This is a genomic window from Paenibacillus marchantiae, from assembly GCF_028771845.1.
GTDB classification, from domain to species: Bacteria; Bacillota; Bacilli; order Paenibacillales; family Paenibacillaceae; genus Paenibacillus; species Paenibacillus marchantiae.
In genome coordinates this window covers 3589638-3606266 of sequence record NZ_CP118270.1, presented here as the reverse complement: position 1 = coordinate 3606266, position 16629 = coordinate 3589638, and the positions used below count along the sequence as shown (strand labels likewise).

Annotated in this window: 15 protein-coding genes; all 15 read right to left on the bottom strand. The window is 44.9% G+C overall.

Going from position 1 to position 16629, the window contains the following annotated elements; translation table 11 throughout:
* Positions 1-40: 40 nt before the first annotated feature.
* A complete protein-coding gene (locus tag PTQ21_RS16500) occupies positions 41-976 on the bottom strand; it encodes a MotE family protein (protein WP_072732399.1) in 936 nt (311 codons plus the stop codon).
* A gap of 42 nt (positions 977-1018) precedes the next feature.
* Positions 1019-1471: a flagellar export protein FliJ gene (gene fliJ / locus PTQ21_RS16495; protein WP_064639068.1), complete on the bottom strand. Its 453-nt coding sequence runs from the start codon at positions 1469-1471 to the stop codon at positions 1019-1021.
* Positions 1472-1482: 11 nt separating this feature from the next.
* Positions 1483-2802 carry a flagellar protein export ATPase FliI gene (gene fliI / locus PTQ21_RS16490; RefSeq protein WP_053783794.1) on the bottom strand — a complete coding sequence of 440 codons (1320 nt, stop codon included), beginning with the start codon at positions 2800-2802 and terminating at the stop codon, positions 1483-1485.
* The gene (locus PTQ21_RS16485) at positions 2789-3649 is read right to left on the bottom strand and encodes a FliH/SctL family protein (RefSeq protein WP_274566387.1); all 861 of its coding nucleotides are present in this window, start codon (positions 3647-3649) and stop codon (positions 2789-2791) included. Before PTQ21_RS16485 ends, fliI begins: the two co-directional genes overlap by 14 nt.
* Positions 3642-4658 (bottom strand): flagellar motor switch protein FliG, encoded by a 1017-nt coding sequence (gene fliG, locus PTQ21_RS16480; RefSeq protein WP_063566412.1) that lies wholly within the window; start codon positions 4656-4658, stop codon positions 3642-3644. Before fliG ends, PTQ21_RS16485 begins: the two co-directional genes overlap by 8 nt.
* An 11-nt stretch (positions 4659-4669) precedes the next feature.
* The gene (gene fliF, locus PTQ21_RS16475; RefSeq protein WP_274566385.1) at positions 4670-6253 is read right to left on the bottom strand and encodes a flagellar basal-body MS-ring/collar protein FliF; all 1584 of its coding nucleotides are present in this window, start codon (positions 6251-6253) and stop codon (positions 4670-4672) included.
* A 137-nt stretch (positions 6254-6390) separates the two neighbouring features.
* Positions 6391-6702 (bottom strand): flagellar hook-basal body complex protein FliE, encoded by a 312-nt coding sequence (gene fliE, locus PTQ21_RS16470; RefSeq protein ID WP_024630209.1) that lies wholly within the window; start codon positions 6700-6702, stop codon positions 6391-6393.
* A 65-nt stretch (positions 6703-6767) separates the two neighbouring features.
* Complete coding sequence (gene flgC, locus PTQ21_RS16465; protein ID WP_063566414.1) at positions 6768-7220, bottom strand: flagellar basal body rod protein FlgC; 453 nt, start codon at positions 7218-7220, stop codon at positions 6768-6770.
* Positions 7221-7225: 5 nt separating this feature from the next.
* Positions 7226-7633: a flagellar basal body rod protein FlgB gene (gene flgB, locus PTQ21_RS16460; protein WP_053783790.1), complete on the bottom strand. Its 408-nt coding sequence runs from the start codon at positions 7631-7633 to the stop codon at positions 7226-7228.
* 989 nt (positions 7634-8622) lie between these two features.
* The gene (hslU, locus tag PTQ21_RS16455) at positions 8623-10023 is read right to left on the bottom strand and encodes an ATP-dependent protease ATPase subunit HslU (RefSeq protein ID WP_063566415.1); all 1401 of its coding nucleotides are present in this window, start codon (positions 10021-10023) and stop codon (positions 8623-8625) included.
* 137 nt (positions 10024-10160) lie between these two features.
* On the bottom strand, positions 10161-10703 hold the full coding sequence (hslV, locus tag PTQ21_RS16450) for an ATP-dependent protease subunit HslV (RefSeq protein ID WP_024630205.1): 543 nt from the start codon (positions 10701-10703) through the stop codon (positions 10161-10163).
* 26 nt (positions 10704-10729) lie between these two features.
* The gene (gene trmFO / locus PTQ21_RS16445; RefSeq protein WP_420800333.1) at positions 10730-12073 is read right to left on the bottom strand and encodes an FADH(2)-oxidizing methylenetetrahydrofolate--tRNA-(uracil(54)-C(5))-methyltransferase TrmFO; all 1344 of its coding nucleotides are present in this window, start codon (positions 12071-12073) and stop codon (positions 10730-10732) included.
* 23 nt (positions 12074-12096) lie between these two features.
* The gene (gene topA, locus PTQ21_RS16440) at positions 12097-14187 is read right to left on the bottom strand and encodes a type I DNA topoisomerase (protein WP_064639074.1); all 2091 of its coding nucleotides are present in this window, start codon (positions 14185-14187) and stop codon (positions 12097-12099) included.
* A 120-nt stretch (positions 14188-14307) separates the two neighbouring features.
* On the bottom strand, positions 14308-15438 hold the full coding sequence (gene dprA / locus PTQ21_RS16435) for a DNA-processing protein DprA (protein ID WP_063566418.1): 1131 nt from the start codon (positions 15436-15438) through the stop codon (positions 14308-14310).
* Positions 15439-15685: 247 nt separating this feature from the next.
* Positions 15686-16615, bottom strand: coding sequence for a succinate--CoA ligase subunit alpha (sucD, locus tag PTQ21_RS16430; protein ID WP_063566419.1), 930 nt, complete (start codon positions 16613-16615; stop codon positions 15686-15688).
* Positions 16616-16629: the final 14 nt, after the last annotated feature.

The window sequence follows — 16629 nt, the reverse complement described above, 5'->3', positions numbered from 1 at the left end:
GTTTTCACCTCCTCTCCTTAATAAACAGACGCTACTACTCTTACTTGTTACCCATTAATTTATTTAATATTTTTGCAGTTTCAACTGAATTTTCAGTCGACATATTTTCAAGCAATTGAGACCGTGTAGCATCATCTACAGAATTTAAAATGGTCAAGGTTTTGTCCGGACTCAGCTTATAAGTTTCGAGTAACAGCTTGGCTCCACTAGAGGCCGACATGGAAGCAAACGTTTGACTAAGCTGATTTTTATCCAAATTTTTGGAGTTAGTCGTAGATGCTGTAGATGTCGTTGCAGTTTCTTTCTTTAAGCGGGATTGCAGTGCATCCAGGGCCAGATCACCGGATGGTTTTGCATCCTTCATCATCATCGTGACATCAGCCGCTGTTTTTGGGTCCATTTTTTCCAGCACCTTGGTTCGTGCAGCCGATTGCATCGCACTCAGAAGCAGCACCATCTCTTCATTCGTCATATTTTGCAAAATCGGTGCGGCCTTACTGGGACTCATGTCCGCATACATCTTAGCCAAATCTTTAATTTGTTTCTGATAATCAGACTCGGTCTCTGGATTCCGCACAGCGGTTTCAACCGCTTTTTCCGCATCATCCAATTTCTTTTGCAAATCACTTGCTTTTTTCGCCTCTGTGGTCGTGGCATCCTTCGCTGCTTTAAGCTCTGTTTCTTTCTCGCTTACTTGTGCCTTCAGCTTATCTATTGTCGCTTCTGCACTCTCGACCTGCTGCTCGCTCTTCTCCAGTTTCTTTTTCTCCGGATCTAGCACAGGATCAGGCACCCAGTCCTTTACGATAGGAATTTTGTTAGCTACTCCAAGCAGGTTGTTGCGAATATCTACATTAAATAGAGTGAGCAAAACACCCAACAAAACCACAGTGAACACAATTGGGATTGAAATCATCAGAAACTTTTCCCAACCGCCGCTCGACTCTTTTTCCATATCTGTGTCTTTAACAGCCATTGTTCTTTCCTCCTTCACGAGACAACTTCGCGTCCGGCCACATCAATTCGCGCGTCCGGCTTTGGCAGCGAAGCGTACAGTAGCCATCTCGTCCAGATCGTTCTGTTCCCGGAGGAGCATCTCCTGCTGAAATTTGATTTTGGCCTTGTCTCTCGCCCCAAGCCATACTTTTTCGTCCATCATTTTGCCGTTCAGAAACGTCTGATTCCGTTGCACATTGACCTCAGCATGTCTGACATCACTACTTTTGCGTGAAATGCACTCGTCAAGGTGATGGACATAACGCTGCATCTCCTGCAAGCTGGATACGGAAGCCGTACTTTCCGTAGTGGATTGAATGACATCAATCAGTTCCTTTTTATCATTCAATAGTTGTAAAAGATGCTCTTCCTCAGTCTGAAGTTTCCCGATCGCTGTGGATAACATCCACTCCGCTTGCGTTTTTTCATTGCTTTTCAGGTCAACAACCTTCTGGAAATGATATCGAAATTTCATCGTTTACCCATTCATCTCCTTGCAAATTCAAGAATCAAACGTTCCTGCACTTCACTCAGCGTTACTTTTTCATCGACTTTCTGCCTTGTAAAATTCCAGATGCTATCAATCTGGTCTATCGATTCATCAATGGCAGCATTTGAACCTCTTTGATAAGCCCCAATGTTAATTAAATCCTCTGATTCCTTGTACACAGCCATCAGTCTCTTCATATTATTAACGGCTTCCAGCTGCTCTTCAGGAGCAATATCCTTCATAACCCGACTAATGCTCGCAAGCACATCAATGGCAGGGAAATGACCTTTGTTTGCGATGGACCGATTCAGTACAATATGACCATCCAAAATACCTCTCACCGCATCTGCAATCGGTTCGTTCATATCATCCCCGTCGACAAGGACGGTGTAAAAAGCAGTAATCGAACCTGTGGGTCCAGTCCCCGCTCGCTCAAGCAACTTGGGTAAACTCGCAAAAACAGAAGGAGTGTATCCTCTCATTGCAGGAGGTTCTCCCACGGCAAGTCCCACTTCCCTCTGTGCCATGGCATAACGTGTAACGGAGTCCATCATCAACATGACATTCATGCCTCTGTCTCTGAAATACTCCGCAATCGTAGTTGCGATGACCGCGCCCTTGATTCGAATCAGAGCAGGTTGATCAGAGGTAGCGACAATAACGACAGATCGTTCCAGTCCTTCCGGACCCAGATCCCGTTCAATAAAGTCACGAACCTCACGGCCCCGCTCGCCTACCAAAGCAATTACATTGACGTCTGCTGCTGTATTGCGGGCGATCATACCCATAAGCGTACTTTTACCAACACCTGATCCGGCAAATATGCCGACCCTCTGTCCTTTGCCAACCGTCAACAGACCGTCAATGGCTCTCACACCTACACTCATCGTTTCGAGTACCCGTGGTCGGTCCATCGGATTCACTGGCGTATTGGATGTGGAGTACATCGGCATTCTGGAGGGTAACAAGGAACCGTCCAAAGGTTGTCCCAATCCATCTAACACTTTACCAAGCAATTCTGATCCAACCTGAACCCCAAGTGGTTTACCCGTTCCGACCACATCACACCCAGGACCAATGGATTGAAGTTCACCAAGTGGCATGAGCAAAACTTTGTTATCCCGAAACCCGACAACCTCTGCCTGAAGTGGCTTGGCAGATTTTCCAGGGTAGATGTAACATACATCACCAATGCTGGCATCCGGACCTTCCGACTCAACCATAAGACCAATGACCTGAGTGACCTTACCGTTAATGCGAACGGGATCAAATTGCTTAAGATGTTCCATGTATCGCTGTGAGCTAAGAATCTTCATGTTGATTTTTTCGCCCCTCATCCTCAAGTGCTATGCGGATCAGTTCTTTTTTAATTTCAGCGAGCTGGGTATCAATTCTGGCATCTACGCTTCCAAACGACGACCGTATAACACAACCCTTATCTTTTACCGTAGCATCAGGCAAAATCTGCAATTCTGCCTGAGAGTCAATTGCCATAGCCAACTCTTCACGTGCAGCCTGCACAAAAGTAAATTGATCAGGTGCCACACATAAGGTGATCATCCCCTGTTCACGTTTGCGAGACAAACTCTGACGAATTAGTTCAAGCGTGTGTTCTGGTTCAACCGAAAGTTGTTTGTCAATCACCTTCTCAGCGATACCACAGGCGAGATCCACAAGGAAAGGCTCTGCTTCCTGAATAATCTGATCTTTGGCAACGTAAGCTTCTTCAAGCACCCCGCGTGCTTCCTTCATCATCTCTTCGATCTTCACCTGGAGATCCAGTTCAGCCTGTACTTTGCCTTCTTCAAAACCCTGCTGGAAACCTTGTGAACGAAGCGCTTCAGTCAGATGTTCATCCTGCTGACGCTGCTCCTGCCACCAGCTATCTATCTGTTCACGGGCTTCTTGAAGCAATCGCTCCGCTTCCTCCGAAGCATCACGTACCTGCTTTTCTGCAAACTCCTTGGCATCCTCCAGCATCTCCGCGGTAAGACGTTGTGTTTCTTCGTCCACGCGTGCCTGAAGCATCTCAGCTTCAGAACCTTCAGCACGTTCACCATCTAACTCCGCATCATACTCCAGTCCACCATAATGATGATGATTTTCGAGTCGTTTGCGGTCATCAACCGGTACATACTGGAAAGATTTAATCAAATTAGACAATGATATCATCTCCTCCACCGCGAGCGATAATGATCTCACCAGCTTCTTCCAATCTACGGATCGTTCCTACGATACGGGTCTGAGCTTCCTCAACATCACGCAACCGAACCGGTCCCATGAATTCCATTTCTTCCTTGAACGTCTCGGACATCCGTTTCGACATATTTCGGAATATAGCATCCCGTACTTCTTCGCTTGCCACTTTGAGTGCCAACTGCAAATCTGCGTTGTCGATATCCCGGATAATACGCTGGATCGAACGATCGTCCACATTGACGATATCTTCGAATACAAACATGCGTTTTTTGATTTCTTCTGCAAGTTCCGGATCTTGAATTTCCAACGAGTCGAGAATAGTACGTTCCGTACCACGGTCGACGCCGTTCAAAATCTGAACGATGGATTCGATACCACCCGCATTTGTATAATCCTGCGTAACAGTAGAAGATAATTTCTGTTCGAGCACCCGTTCCACTTGAGAAATGACTTCTGGAGACGTACTGTCCATAACAGCAACTCTGCGTGCTACATCGGCTTGCTTCTCTTGTGGTAACGAGGACAAGATTGCTGCTGCCTGCTCAAATTGCAGATACGATAATACCAGAGCAATCGTTTGCGGACTTTCGTTCTGAATGAAGTTCAATATTTGGTTCGGATCCGCCTTACGCGCAAAGTCAAAGGGTCTAACTTGCAGCGTAGCCGTCAAACGGTTAATAACTTCAAGTGCTTTTTGCGACCCGAGTGCTTTCTCCAGAATTTCTCTCGCGTACGTAATACCGCCCTGTGAGATATATTCCTGTGCCAAACAGATCTGGTGAAACTCAGACATAATCATATCTTTTTCAGAAGCATCCACTTTGCGAACATTGGCAATTTCCAACGTCAGTTGTTCGATTTCCTCGTCCCGCAAATGTTTGAAGATTTGCGCGGATACTTCCGGACCTAATGTAATCAACAAAATTGCTGCTTTTTGTCTTCCAGTCAGACCTTGACTGCTTGCCTTCGCCAATGCGTTCACCTCTATTCGTCAGCCAGCCACGTACGCAGCAGATTGACGAATTCGTCTGGCTTTTTCTTTGCCAAACTCTCCAATTGTTTGCGCACTTGACTTTCGTTCGTTACACTGTCCAACGTAATGGACGGAAACTCTGTTGCTACTGGAAGAGGAATGTCCTCTTCTTCTATTTCGTTTTGTTTGCGACGACGGCGCACTAACAAAATAACAACCGTTGCAATCAATGCTGCCACCAGTGCTCCTATGCCCCACATCATTCCGGTGGAAAGCTTGAAGCCTGTATTTGTTGCCGCAGCAGTCTGGAAACCTTGAGACATTACCGAAACTTTTTTGGCCAAGTCTGCGTCACTTATTACAGTGCCTGAGTCCGCCAATGATGCACGAACAATGTTAACCAAGATATTTTCAATTGCATCCTGAACCGGTGCTTGTATTTCTGTTTGTCCTGCCGGTGGTTCAACCGCGACGTTAATGGTTAAATCTTTTACAGTGTATGGACTGGAAACGATATCTTTAACAATTCGGTTGACATCGTAGTTTTTGGTGCTGGATGTTTCCTCCGAGGTTGAGTTGCCTGATGCATCCGATGATGGATAACCCGGAACTTCCTCTTGACCTGTGCCAGCAACACCGCCTGTTGGATTGCTTGCCCCAGTGTAACTCTTTTGAATCTCTTGCACACTAATCTCGATGCCTTTCATATTATCTACATCGACTGGTGTGACCAGGTTTTCTTTCCGCGTTTCCTTGTCAAAATTAAGCTTGGAAGCAACCAGAACATTGACGTTCTCGTCACCCACAATCTGCGAAAGAAATTGTTTCACATTATTGCGAACATCATTTTCGAATTTCTTCTGTAACGCCATGTTTTCTTGGACTTCAGAAGATAATCCCCCGCTACCACCTCGGGCCGTAGGAATCAGTTCCGCTTCATCCGTGTTCGTAATCGTTATGTTTTCTATAGGTAGATTGGGAATGGCTGTTTTGACCAAATTAAAATATCCATCTACCGCAGCCTGATTGGGGTGATAACCCGGTTTAAACTGCAGGGCCACTGATGCTGATGCTTTATCCTGCTCTTCTAGGCCAGCAAAGATATTATCTTTTGGCATATTGACCAGTACTTTAGCATCCTGTATGCCTTGCATCCGTTGAAGCAACTGCTCCACTTCTCCGTTCAATGCGTTGTTATACTTCACATCGAACTCTTTATCCGTCATCCCGATTGGAGATGATGACTCCTCAAATGACTTATATCCTAATGAACCATTCTGAATAATTCCTTGTGATCCGATATTCACTTTTGCAATAGCAACATCCGTGCTCGGTACAGATATGGTCTTACCGTCTGCACTTAATTTGTATGGAATACTGGAGGAATCAAGATAACTAATGACGCCTGCAGAGTCACTTGCATTCAAATCCGTGAAAGCAACTTCATATTCCGTCTTTGACAATTGCATGGTTAGTACAACTGCAGCCAAAATTAAAAACAGGAAGGTGGAAATAAATAATACTTTTTGCTTTTTGCTAAAACTATTCCAATACTGGGATGCTTTATCCCTGTATTGGGCAATTCTCTCATTCACTCTGTCACCCCATCCGAAACTTTGCTTGGTCTGTCCCTCCGCAATCTCTATAGGTTCTAAAGTTTAACGGTCAGGAGCAGCATCGCAGCTGCTTGTTGTAGTAATCAGCGCTGTTGTCGAAGCGCATTTAAGCCAATTTACAATTGCGTACGCATAATCTCCTGATATGCTTCGACTACTTTGTTTCGGACTTGAGTCGTAAGTTGAAGACTCAGCAGGGCCTGTTCAGAAGCGATCATCACCTGATCAACGTTCACTTTTCCAACCAGGAATTGGTTTGACATTTCATGTGCTTGGGTCTCCTGTGCAGCTACAGACCCTAGCGCATCCTGTAGGTATGTACCGAAGCTCTGAATGGTTTCGGCTGGCGTAGATGGTTTACTTTGTGCCGTACTTTGCATCTGAAGCGGTTGAATCCCCTGTGTGCTAAACATGTTGTTCTGAATCATTAATGTCCCTCCCTTTCATTTCTGTTCTTAGGTTTTATGGAATTTTTCCACCTTTAAGCCGTTAACTAGGCTCTTCCAATCTCCAGTGCTTTGGATATCATTGCTTTGGTTGAGTTCAAAGCTGTGACGTTTGCTTCATATGAGCGTGAAGCCGAGATCATGTCCACCATTTCTTTCGCGATATCCACGTTAGGCATGTACACATACCCCTCAGCGTTGGCATCCGGATGTGTAGGGTCGTAGACCGGTTTCAGAGGTGACTGATCTTCACGAATCTCCGATACTCTAACTCCCTCTCCAGACCCACTGCTTTTCATCTGATTTTGAAGCAAGCTGTTGAAAGAAGTTTTGTTGGGTTCAAGCACAACCATCTTGCGCTTGTAAGGAACTGCCTCGCCGTTGGTTACACTCGCGCGCGTCGTCTCCGCGTTGGCAATGTTGGAAGATATGACGTCCATTCGCAAACGCTGAGCTGTTAGAGCCGATGCACTAATACTGAAACTGTTACTGATATTCACCTAAGTTATCTCCCTTCGACTCCAACACGCATCATTTTGATCTGTTCATTCACTTGCTGAATATAAGCGTTGTAACGCAGCTGGTTCTCCGCCAGAAGACTCATTTCTTTGTCTACATCGACGTTGTTCTGGTTGTTATTCATGGATGTTGACTGGTCCATATTAACTACTGGTGTAGGTATGGAAGAGGAAGGACCTATGACAAAATGCCTTGAATCCGTTACTTTCCCTTTAAGAACAGGCATGTCTCCATTCATTTGTTCTTGTAGCATTTCTTCAAAAGCAACGTCCGAACGCTTGAAATACGGGGTGTCCGCATTCGCAATATTGTCAGCAATCGTTCGTTGTCTAATGTTGGAGGCATCGAGTGCACCTTGTAACCTTTGAAAACTAATATCATTCAAAAGATTCATAATCGCCCTCCTCTCTTTAGAAATTATGGAAATAGATTCAATCTTTTTCCGTCAGGATGCTTATGTTTTTTCGACAAAAAACATTCGCTTTTACACGGTTTTCTAGGACTTAAGTAGAATTAACTCTGATGTTGTCGTATAACATAAGTTTCTTCGAGATTGGGATATATTACAATAAGAAAAAAGCCCTATCTTTTCTGAAAGACAGAGCTTTTTGTGTATTTTCTGCAAATTATGAATTTTTTCGTAAATGTTGGGGCCCAAAACAAAAATAAGCTTAAGTGCTCGATATGAGCTCTTAAACATTCTTAAAATTTATACTATGCTTCTATACGATTCAGTACATCATAATAATACAAACAAGGAATCCATCGAAAAGCTTCAAACGATCTCCTATTAGAAAAATTTACCGATATAATAAGCTTTTTTATAATTTCCCTTAGAGACTTTTCTATTCTATGAAATTGCTAATTGACAAAATATCCATTTCGAATTATTTGTTTCAGCTTAATATCTAAAACACTTTTTTAACATTTAAACAGAGCTAGCTTATTTAAATTTCACAAGAATATTTTGTCACATCCGCAATACCATCTCATTCACTTTTTGCGCATTTATGCAATTTTTTATCAAGCTTCTGATTAAACCGATAACCAGACTTGGAAAAACAAAATCCTTTTATTGGAATTTATAGAATTATCAAATATGTGTTGTAAGCACGTCTTTAGGGTTTAATTACATTTTCTCTGCGGCACAAGTCCTAGATTATCTTCCATCTTATACAACTCCATCTTTTTTATCGGTTACAATACGGCATTATATTAGGATAAAACAAAAATAAACGGCATACATCTGGATCGAATAAAGTCTTCTACAGTCAGAACCAGGACCAAATATCCTATTTCCGTGTAGTTGTTTGATCTTTATTCATCCATTGTATACCGTCATTCAACCTACAATCACACCATGAACAGAGCTCTACACCTGTGTTACAAGATATATTGACTTAAATCACGATCAAGTGCAATGTCATTCAATTTCTCACGTACATATTCCGGAGTGATTACCATACGCTCCAGCGTAAGTTCTGGCGCTTCAAAAGACAGATCCTCAAGAAGTTTCTCCAGAATAGTATGCAAACGCCGTGCACCGATATTTTCCGTATTCTGATTCACGTTCTCAGCCAGCTTGGCAATCTCACGAATGGCATCATCCGAGAATTCAATCTCAATATTCTCTGTACGCAGCAAATCCACATACTGCTTGGTTAACGCATTTTTAGGTTCCGTAAGGATTGATACAAATTCATCAAGCGTCAGGCTGTTCAGTTCCACCCGGATCGGGAAACGCCCCTGGAGCTCTGGAATAAGATCCGAGGGTTTGGCTACGTGAAAAGCACCAGCTGCCATAAACAGGATATAATCCGTTTTGACAGGGCCATACTTCGTCATTACCGTAGATCCTTCCACGATTGGCAGAATGTCACGCTGTACGCCTTCACGGGATACATCGGGGCCGCTACCGCGTCCCTGACTGGCAACTTTATCAATTTCGTCAATGAATATGATACCTGTCTGTTCCGCCCTGCGAATGGACTCCTGAGTAACATCATCCATATCAATCAACTTGCCCGCTTCTTCCTGAATCAATACTTTACGAGCTTCCTTAATCGCCAGTTTACGTTTTTTGGTACGACGTGGCAATAAACTACCAAACATCTCCTGCATGTTCATCCCCATCTGATCATTTCCTTGACCAGCGAACATGTCCATCATGTTTGGCGTGGTATCTTCCACATCAATCTCGATAACGTCATCTTCCAGCTTGCCAGATAACAAATCAAATTTGATTTTACGTCGCCGTTCAGCTACTCCCGTATCCGGTTCCTGCTCATCGGTTTCTGGCGTGTTGTTGCCATTATTGCCAAAAATCATTTCGAACGGATTCCGCTGATTTTTGGATTTGGATTGTGAAGGGGCCAAAATATGTACGATCCGCTCATTGGCAGCCTCTTCCGCTTTGTCCTTAACCTTTTCTGTGCGTTCCAGCTTGACCATCCGCAGCGATGTTTCAATCAGATCACGAATCATAGATTCCACATCACGGCCAACATAGCCCACTTCCGTGAACTTCGTAGCTTCCACCTTTACGAATGGAGCTCCTACCAACTTAGCCAGTCGGCGTGCAATCTCTGTTTTACCAACACCAGTAGGTCCAATCATCAGAATATTTTTAGGTACAATATCATCTTGGGTATTTTCGGGCAAAAGGCTACGGCGATAACGATTGCGAAGGGCGACCGCTACCGATTTTTTAGCCTGTTTTTGACCTACAATGTACTTATCAAGCTCTGCAACGATTTGTCTTGGCGTTAACGCTTGAGTATCCATATAGCTTCCCTCCTACCAGTATGTGAACCTTGTTTATGAGATAGAACGTTATAAACTTACCTACAAGAACAAAGAATCTCCACGAAGTAACTGGAGCCGATTTAATCATCATGCCCCATAACGGGAGATTGCTTTTCTTACAACTCTTCAACAATTATATTATTGTTGGTATATACGCATAACTCTGAAGCAATCTGGAGTGATTCACGAGCAATGTCTTTTGCTTCCAGATCCACTGCATGACGTTTTAACGCACGTGCAGCAGATAACGCGAAGTTTCCTCCCGAGCCAATAGCGATAACATCATCATCCGGCTCGATTATTTCGCCACCACCAGAAATCAGCAGCATACCTGTCTTATCCATAACAATAAGGAGTGCTTCCAGTTTGCGCAAAATCCGATCCTGGCGCCAATCCTTGGCAAGTTCTACCGCTGCACGCTGCAGATTACCATGATGTTCCTCCAGCTTGCCTTCGAATTTCTCAAACAAGGTAATGGCATCCGCCACGGAACCGGCAAAACCGGCGACAACCTGTCCACGATACAAACGTCTTACCTTTTTGGCTGTATTTTTCATCACAACACTTTGCCCCATGGTCACCTGACCATCACCGGCAATGGCTGCTTTGCCATTATGACGAACTGCACAGATCGTTGTAGCATGAAATGACATATCCATGATATCAGCCTCCTCCCACGATTAATTTACACGCGTTCCGGAACGGTTAGACCTTCTGCTGCTGCAAAACGGGCAATACCGTCCAATGCACGCTGCGCAAGTGCTTCATTCTTTTCCTTTTTGTTGCGTATTTTAGTTTCCAGCTTCGGCAGCAATCCGAAGTTTGCGTTCATTGGCTGGAAGTGTTTGAAATCAGCTGTTGTAATATATTGTGCCATACTGCCCAGCGTGGTCTCCACCGGCAATACCACCAGTTCCTGTCCAAGCGCTGCTTTGGCTGCATTCATACCCGCGATCAAACCGGATGCCGCAGATTCTACATAACCTTCTACTCCCGTCATTTGACCTGCAAAGAACAGGTTCGGACGCTCTTTGAACTGATACGTTGGACGAAGCAGTTTGGGAGAATTGATAAATGTATTACGATGCATAACGCCATAACGGACGAATTCCGCATTTTCAAGTCCAGGGATCAAAGAAAAGACACGCTTTTGTTCTCCCCACTTCAGATGCGTCTGGAATCCGACCAGATTGTACAGCGTTCCTGCTGCATTGTCCTGTCTAAGCTGAACAACAGCATGAGGCAGTTCTCCAGTATGCGGATTGACGAGTCCTACAGGTTTCATCGGACCAAACAAAGCCGTTTGTTTACCACGTTTCATCATGACTTCAATTGGCATACAGCCTTCGAAGTAAATTTCTTTCTCAAACTCTTTCAGTTGAGCAACTTCCGCTGTGATTAACGCTTCATAGAATACATCGAATTCCTCTTCTGTCATCGGACAGTTCAAGTACGCTGCTTCGCCTTTGTCATAACGTGAAGCCAGATAAACTTTATTCATATCAATGGAATCTTTTTCGATAATTGGCGCAGCCGCATCATAGAAGTAGAAGTATTCTTCACCCATAAGAGCCTTGATTTGCTCTGACAATGCTGGTGAAGTCAAAGGCCCCGTTGCAACAACAACGATTCCGTCTTGCGGCAAAGAAGTCAGCTCTTCATTAACTACTTCGATGAGTGGATGCTGATGAAGTGTAGATGTGATCTCGCCTGAGAATCCGTCCCGGTCCACAGCAAGTGCTCCACCTGCTGGAACAGCATGACGGTCTGCTGCACCCAATACCAGAGAATTAAGCATTCTCATTTCTTCCTTCAATACACCAACTGCGTTAGTCAACCCATTCGCACGAAGCGAGTTGCTGCATACCAGTTCTGCAAATTTATCTGTATGGTGAGCCGGTGTTTTCACAACCGGTCTCATCTCGTATAGTTTTACGCGCACACCGCGACTTGCGATCTGCCAAGCTGCTTCTGTTCCTGCCAACCCGGCACCGATAACGGTTACTTGTTGTTCATTCGTCAAAATCATTTACCCCCATTATGCTAATCCGCTCAATCTTCTTCCGGTTCCTCTACCGGCTCTTGATGATCACATGAAGTACACTGTAATCGTGTTCCCTGTTTGTTCCGTTTCTCAATCATTAGTGATCCACAACTTGGACATGGTTTCGCTGACGGTCTATCCCATGATACAAAATCACATTCAGGATATTTGTCGCAACCATAAAAAATACGTCCCTTTTTACTGCGGCGTTCAACAACATGCCCTTCCTTACACTTCGGACAGGTTACACCGATATCCTTGATGATCGGTTTGGTATTCCGGCAATCTGGAAATCCGGAACATGCGAGAAACTTGCCGAAACGACCCAGCTTATAAACGAGCGGTTTGCCGCACTTCTCACATATTTCATCCGATACTTCATCTTCAATCTCGATTTCTTTCATTTCTTCTTCTGCAAACTCAAGCCGTTTCTCAAAAGATTCGTAGAATTCTGCGAGTACTTTGACCCAATCCTCCGACCCTTCCTCCACATGGTCAAGATCACCTTCCATGTTGGCGGTAAACTCCACATTCAGGATCTCCGGGAAGAACTCCTCCATCTGTTCGATGACCAGTTCGCCCAGTTCCGTTGGCATGAATTTCTTCTCTTCAATAGCAACATATCCGCGCTTCTGAATGGTCTCCAGCGTTGGCGCATATGTACTCGGACGCCCTATGCCCAGCTCCTCAAGTGTTTTAACCAACCTTGCTTCCGTATAACGTGGTGGCGGCTGTGTAAAGTGCTGTTTCGGCTCGATCTCCCGATTCTCCAGCACATCTCCATTTTTCAGCGGAGGCAGCAGACGATCTTCTTCCGTTGTACCGTCATCGTTACCTTCTACATACACCTTCATGAATCCCTGGAAACGAACCTTCGAACCCGCTGCCCGGAAAATCGTATCTCCTGCAGCAATGTCCACGGAGAGTGTATCCAGAACGGCAGATGACATCTGGCTCGCTATAAAACGTTCCCAAACCAATTTGTACAACCGGAATTGATCACGACTCATAAACGATTTAATGGAATCCGGATCACGCAAAATCGACGTTGGACGAATCGCTTCATGCGCGTCTTGAGCATTGGCTGCTTTTTTGGAATAGTTTCTAGGCGTCTCTGGTGCAAATGGCTCACCATACTTGCCAATAATGTATTCCTTGGCTTCTTCCTGAGCCGATGCTGCAATTCGGGTAGAGTCCGTACGCATATACGTAATGAGACCGACTGTGCCTTCTTTTCCGAGGTCTACGCCTTCATACAGCTGTTGGGCGACAGACATCGTTTTGGAAGCTCTAAAATTCAATTTACGTGCGGCTTCCTGCTGCAAGGAACTCGTTGTAAACGGAGCAGAAGGGTTACGGCTGCGTTCCTTCTCTTTAACTTCTTTGACTGTAAAAGAAGCGCCCTCGATCTGTTTTAAAATGGCCTGCACTTCTGCCTCACTACCAAGTTCGGTTTTGGTACCGTTTAACTGATGGAACTTGGCTTCAAACGGATTTCCGTCCGCTGTCAGTTTGGCAGTAATGCTCCAGTACTCTTCCGGTTCAAAATCATTAATTTCATTTTCACGATCCAAAATGATTTTGACGGCCACAGACTGAACGCGGCCAGCGGACAATCCTTTTTTGACTTTCTTCCATAATAACGGACTAATTTTATATCCTACAAGCCGATCCAGAATACGTCTGGCCTGCTGCGCATTAACCAGATCCATATTGATCTTACGCGGCGTTTTGAACGCATCTTTGACAGCCTGTTTCGTAATTTCATTAAATACTACTCGGCAATCCGCAGTTTCATCCAGTTCAAGTGCATGGGCCAAATGCCAAGCAATAGCCTCACCTTCGCGATCCGGGTCAGCTGCGAGATACACTTTTTTCACTTTCTTTCGTGCATCCTTCAGTTCTTTCAAAATTGAACCTTTACCGCGGATCGTAATATATTTCGGATTAAAATCATTCTCTACCTCAACGCCGATCTGACTCTTTGGCAAATCGCGTACATGCCCCATCGAAGCTTTTACGATGAACTTGCTGCCTAAATATTTGCCGATCGTCTTCGCCTTTGAGGGCGACTCCACGATTACGAGTGCATCCGCCATAGGTTCATCCTCCTCTCAGTCATGAAACTGCTGCTTGTTTTTATGATTCATACTTCATTAGCAGCAGGACTAACTTCCGCTAATAATCTATTTTCACATGCTGCCTTGATCGCAGCATCGTCATACCCTCGCGTATTTGGTTCCAGGTAATTGGCTAATCTGCTTTTTTATGATTAAAGATAACAGAACTGAATGCAAATGTCCAAAATCCCAGTTGAGCTGTTCCACAAGTTGATCCAGTGATTGCTCTTCCTGCTCTAGCAGATAAATAACACGTTGTTCATCTGAAGATAGTTTTACGACAGGGAATATTCCTTGATTGGAAGTTTCACTGCTTTCCGCCGAACGTCCTCTATTGTAAGGAAGTTGCTCCGCTTTTGGCAAGTCCAATCGAAACTCTTCCAATAAATCTGTGGCACAGGTCACCAATTTTGCCCCCTGACGAATCAGATTGTGCGAGCCTCGGCTTTTGGGAGATGTAATGGGACCTGGGACTGCAAACACGTCTCTTCCCGCTTCGAGTGCAGCATCTGCTGTAATGAGTGATCCACTTCGGATATCAGCCTCAACGACTAGCGTACCGAGAGTTAACCCTGCAATGATCCGATTACGTTCCGGGAATAATCCCTGACGCGCACGTGTACCCGGAGGATATTCTGATAAAAGCAGCCCTGTTTCGGCAATTCGTTCGGCAAGACTTGTATTTTCCGGTGGATAGATGTTATCAATTCCTGTCCCAAATACCGCAATGGTTTTGCCGTTTGCACGAAGAGTTGCATCGTGGCACACACTATCTATTCCTCTGGCAAGCCCGCTTACAATGGTCAGCCCTGCCTTGCATAGTTGCTCTGCCAGCTTTTCACCAATTTTACGTCCGTATACAGTAGGCATACGTGTTCCTACCATTGCAATGGATTGAGCGTGCAACAGATTCATATCTCCTCGACCGTACATTACCCAGGGTGGCTGAACGGTTTCCTTCATTAATATGGGGTAGTCTTGATCCAGATAGGTAACGATCTCAATTCCCTGTTTATATACACCCTCTTGTCTCTGCTCAATCCAGTCGATATTGAATTGCTTGGTTAGACGCACAGCCTGATCCTTGCGTAAACCCGCGGCAATCCAATCTCCTTCTTTATAATCTAGAAAATCCGTCAATTGATGTTGTCCTGATAGCAGTTTCGAGATTGTTTTCTTACCAATACCATCCGTTTCATGCAGTCCAACCAAAATCCATCTCTCTTCCATAATCAGAAACCTCCCATAGCGGGAAGAAAATCTTCCCTCATATTGTGTGTTAAGTGACAACGGATTGCAAGCGTTTACTCTTACAGGCAGACAACAGCTCCCTTTTACACCCCGTAAAAAAACGCAAAAAAGCAACCCTTCGCCCTGTTCAGGACAAAAGGTTGCTTACCTTTTCCGTATTATCAATAGTCGGCTCACCAGAAAAATAATTTCCCTGCACCGTTTCTTCTATTATAACGAAAAAGAATTAATGTGTCGTGCACAAATCCAGAATTCCGCGTTCTTCAAGTACGCTCACAAGAGTCGAGCCCATTTCAGCTGGCGTCGGAGCAACTTTGATTCCGCAAGATTCCAGTTTTGCAATTTTTTCTTTGGCTGTACCTTTACCGCCAGAGATAATAGCACCCGCATGACCCATACGTTTGCCTGGAGGCGCCGTAACACCACCGATGAAGCCAACTACCGGTTTGGTCATGTTATCGCGTACCCACTCTGCAGCATCTTCTTCAGCCGTACCACCGATTTCACCAATCATGATAACAGCACGTGTCTGCGGATCTTCATTGAACCGTTTCAGGATATCAATGAACTCGGATCCTTTAACCGGGTCACCACCGATTCCCACAGCAGAAGATTGTCCAATTCCACGCGCAGACAATTGATGAACGGCTTCATAGGTGAGTGTTCCACTACGGGAAACCACGCCAACGTGACCAGGCATATGAATATAACCTGGCATGATGCCGATTTTGCATTCACCTGGTGTAATAACGCCCGGACAGTTTGGTCCGATCAGAACGGTATCTTTTCCTTCCATGAAGCGGTCAACCTTGACCATATCAAGTACCGGAATACCTTCTGTAATACAGATCACGAGATCCAGCTCTGCGTCAACAGCTTCCATGATGGAATCCGCTGCAAATGCCGGAGGAACGTAGATGACGCTCGCTGTTGCGCCAGTAGCTTCCTTCGCTTCCTGTACTGTATTAAACACCGGCAGACTGACTACTTTGCCATCTTCCAGCGTGATATCAACATTGGTTCCGCCTTTACCCGGTGTAACGCCACCTACCATCTGGGTTCCGTAGTCCAATGCGCCCTTCGTGTGGAACATTCCCGTTGAACCCGTAATGCCTTGCGTAATGACTTTTGTATTTTTATCAATCAAAATACTCACGTTGCTTCACATCC

What these genes read in the sequence shown, in the direction of transcription:
- PTQ21_RS16500 (WP_072732399.1), bottom strand. Translation starts at nt 976, where the DNA reads ATGGCTGTTAAAGACACAGATATGGAAAAAGAGTCGAGCGGCGGTTGG.
- fliJ (WP_064639068.1), bottom strand. Translation starts at nt 1,471, where the DNA reads ATGAAATTTCGATATCATTTCCAGAAGGTTGTTGACCTGAAAAGCAAT.
- fliI (WP_053783794.1), bottom strand. Translation starts at nt 2,802, where the DNA reads ATGAAGATTCTTAGCTCACAGCGATACATGGAACATCTTAAGCAATTT.
- fliE (WP_024630209.1), bottom strand. Translation starts at nt 6,702, where the DNA reads ATGATTCAGAACAACATGTTTAGCACACAGGGGATTCAACCGCTTCAG.
- flgB (WP_053783790.1), bottom strand. Translation starts at nt 7,633, where the DNA reads ATGAATCTTTTGAATGATATTAGTTTTCAAAGGTTACAAGGTGCACTC.
- hslU (WP_063566415.1), bottom strand. Translation starts at nt 10,023, where the DNA reads ATGGATACTCAAGCGTTAACGCCAAGACAAATCGTTGCAGAGCTTGAT.
- hslV (WP_024630205.1), bottom strand. Translation starts at nt 10,703, where the DNA reads ATGGATATGTCATTTCATGCTACAACGATCTGTGCAGTTCGTCATAAT.
- trmFO (WP_420800333.1), bottom strand. Translation starts at nt 12,073, where the DNA reads ATGATTTTGACGAATGAACAACAAGTAACCGTTATCGGTGCCGGGTTG.
- topA (WP_064639074.1), bottom strand. Translation starts at nt 14,187, where the DNA reads ATGGCGGATGCACTCGTAATCGTGGAGTCGCCCTCAAAGGCGAAGACG.
- dprA (WP_063566418.1), bottom strand. Translation starts at nt 15,438, where the DNA reads ATGGAAGAGAGATGGATTTTGGTTGGACTGCATGAAACGGATGGTATT.